Source organism: Lutibacter sp., from assembly GCF_021647475.1.
In the GTDB taxonomy this organism is placed as follows: domain Bacteria; phylum Bacteroidota; class Bacteroidia; order Flavobacteriales; family Flavobacteriaceae; genus Lutibacter.
On sequence record NZ_JAKIUR010000099.1, the window covers coordinates 1 to 3,171 of the forward strand.

General features: G+C 27.0%; 2 protein-coding genes. Both read left to right on the forward strand.

The window, feature by feature from the left end; all coding sequences use genetic code 11:
• Positions 1-500: 500 nt before the first annotated feature.
• The gene (locus L3J60_RS13375) at positions 501-2,507 is read left to right on the forward strand and encodes a histidine kinase dimerization/phosphoacceptor domain -containing protein (RefSeq protein ID WP_291976069.1); all 2,007 of its coding nucleotides are present in this window, start codon (positions 501-503) and stop codon (positions 2,505-2,507) included.
• A gap of 9 nt (positions 2,508-2,516) precedes the next feature.
• Positions 2,517-3,083 carry a response regulator gene (locus tag L3J60_RS13380; RefSeq protein ID WP_291976070.1) on the forward strand — a complete coding sequence of 189 codons (567 nt, stop codon included), beginning with the start codon at positions 2,517-2,519 and terminating at the stop codon, positions 3,081-3,083.
• The last annotated feature ends 88 nt before the right edge of the window (positions 3,084-3,171 follow it).

Below are 3,171 nucleotides of genomic sequence, written 5' to 3' on the forward strand. Positions count from 1 at the left end.
TGCAGTAATTTGAAGCAATCTTTTCATAAAAATGAGATTGCTTCTTCTTTTCGTTGCTCTTCAATCATCGCAATGACGCAGACTATTGATTTTTAGCTCTGTAATTATTTTCTTATATAGAACTGGCGTAACAGTAGGTTTAAAAAGTTAAAATACACAACGAGTTAGTAACCCTAAAAAACTAGCAATCAAATAGTAATGTCATGCTGACAAGCCTGCCTTGCCGACAGGTAGGTTCAGCATGATATCGTCCTTTATTATTACTAATTACAGACCATCAGAAATATAACTTTCAAAGAATAAAATCATTTCCAAGTAACCATTCCAAACCCTTTTTATTAAATAGAATTTTATAAAAAAATTCGTTTTAAGATTATTATTATGATAATATACCTTTTTATTATGATAATGATATTATTTTTAATGATAATAAATTACTAATATATTTCTTAAATATTTGTTAAAAAATTAAAAATCTTCTTAAATTGCTAAGAAAAAGTATGCAAAAAATACTACCCCTATTAACTTTTCTTATTCTCTTTATTTCTTACGGTCAACAAACAAAAATTGATAGTTTAAAAAATGTTTTATCTAAAGCATCAACTGACATCAAAAAAATTGATATTCTTCAAAAATTAAATAAATTATTATTTGATCAATCATCGCCTGATGAAGGACTTCCTTTTTATAAACAAATGACGGTATTATCTAAAAAATTAAATAATTTAAAATTAGAAGTTGAGTCTTATAAATATATTTCGGAATATTATATGCGAAAACAAGATTTTAAAAACGCCGAAAAAGTTGCAAAATATGCTATTTCGGTTAGCAAAAATCAAAAAAACTACGAACTAGTAACAAAAAGTTTAAATCAAACAGCTCGAGTATATCATCATTTTCAAAAATATAATAAAGCAATTGAATATTATAACAAAGGCATTGAGTTTTATAAAAAACACCCAGTTGGTAAAACTATCTGTATTATATATTCAAATTTGGGCATTGCACTTAGTTTAATTGGAAAACCAGATGAGGCTATAAAAACATATTTAAAAGGTGAGGAATATGCTGAAAAGTTAGATGATAAACAATCCAACTATTTATTTCTATCAAATTTAGGTTGGTCTTTTATGTCCCTTGAACAATACGGTAAAGCAGAGCAATATTTACTTAAAGGATTAAATGATTCATTAAAAATTAAGGATGAAATAGACAAAATTAAATTTCATTACATATTAGGATTAGATTATTCCAGATGGGGAAAGTTTAATAAAGCCCTAAAACACGATAAAATTTCGTTAAAATATTTTAAAAAGACAGGTGACAAACTATATGAATTTGAGGCTTTAAATAGTATCGCTGTTGTTTATCGAAAGATGAATCAACCGCAGATGACTGTTCAATATTCAATTAAAGCTAAAAATATTGCTCAAAGCATAAATCAAAAAAAAGCAATTTTAATATCAAAAGTAACTCTAGGCTCTGGGTATTTGGATCTTAAAAAATATGATAAAGCTGAAAGTTTATTTAAAGAAGTTGCAAAAGATTCAAACAATGTTGAATTGTTTAATACACAAATTTTAAGTGCAATTTATGATGATTTATCTTCTGTTTACCAAGGCAAAAAGAAGTATTTAAAAGCATTAACGTATTATAAAAGATTTAAAGCCTTAAACGATTCCATTTTAATTAACCAAAGAGATTCAAAAGTAACCGAAATAGAAACCAAATACCAAACTGAAAAAAAAGAAAAAGAAAACCTCCAATTAAAACACGATAAAGCCGCACAACAATTAACACTTGAAAAAGAGAGTAAAAAAAAGTGGTTACTAAGTGGTAGTTTAGGCATTTCAATAATTACACTAGGTATTTTCGGGTTTTACTACCGTAGAAATAATAAGCAAAAAGAAACCATTGAAAATTTACAAAAAGAATTACATCATAGAATAAAAAACAACTTAGCTATTATTAACAGGTTTATTGATGTTGTAAAGGAAGAATTTAATAATGAAGCTTTTAATGCCAAACTATCTGAATTGCAGAACCGCATAAGTAGTATTAATGAAGTACATAAACAATTATATAATAATAAAGACATTACCAATTTAAATCTAAAAAAATATATAGAAAAATTGGGTGAAAATGTTGCAAACACTTTTCCAAATGAAAAAATTAACATAACGCATACTATTGATAATTCGTTAAAATTTAAGGCAGACAAATCATTTCCTATTGGACTTATTATTAATGAGTTTTTAACCAATTCGTATAAATATGCTTTTTCAAAGGATAAAAAAGGTGAAATTTCTATTCACATTAATGAAAGCAACAACTATTATAACTTAGAATTAGCAGACAATGGTAAAGGATTTCCAGAAGGATTTGATAGCACAAAACCCAAAACTTTTGGGTTGCGAATTATGAAATTATTAACCCAACAAATAAATGGAACTTTTGATATAAATGGAGCAAACGGCGTAAAATTAACCATTCAATTCCCTAAATAAAATAAACTCATGAAACCACACATTCTTATTGTTGAAGATGAAGCTATTTTGTACGACGGTTTATGTACCGCACTAGAAAAAGAACGATTTACCATTGATGAATATACAAAAAGCTTTGACCAAGCTATTAAACGGATTGCTGCCAAAACGCCTGATATTGTTTTATTAGATATTGATTTGGAAGGCGAAAAAGATGGTTTAGATTTAGGAAATTTATTGTCACATAAATATAATATTCCTTTTATTTATATTACTAATTTTGATGATGAAACCACCTTTCAGCAAGGCTTAAAAACCAACCACGAACAGTACATTGTTAAAACAAAACCAAATTTAAATAGTAAAGAAATTATTAGAGCTATTTATACCACACTTAACAAAACGCAAAACGAAATAAGTCCACAAAAAGGACTCATGGGAAACATTGATTTTAAAGAAAATATACGAAATAACTACGGTAATAATCAAATTACTCGTTTTCCCATAAATTTTGAAGATATGATATATATCACCAATAAAAATTTTGTAGCTGAAAATGGCAGGGCAAACTCACACTTTTATTTTCAATATCCTTAATAAATAGTCTTCATCCCAAGCCGCTTTGAGTCTTTTGCTTTTAACCGACAGTTTTTTAGTTTGTTCATTTTTCAGGAGGTTCAAGGCT

Excerpts from the sequence above, each read along its gene's own strand:
- L3J60_RS13380 (WP_291976070.1), top strand. The coding sequence starts at position 2,517 with ATGAAACCACACATTCTTATTGTTGAAGATGAAGCTATTTTGTACGAC.
- L3J60_RS13375 (WP_291976069.1), top strand. The coding sequence starts at position 501 with ATGCAAAAAATACTACCCCTATTAACTTTTCTTATTCTCTTTATTTCT.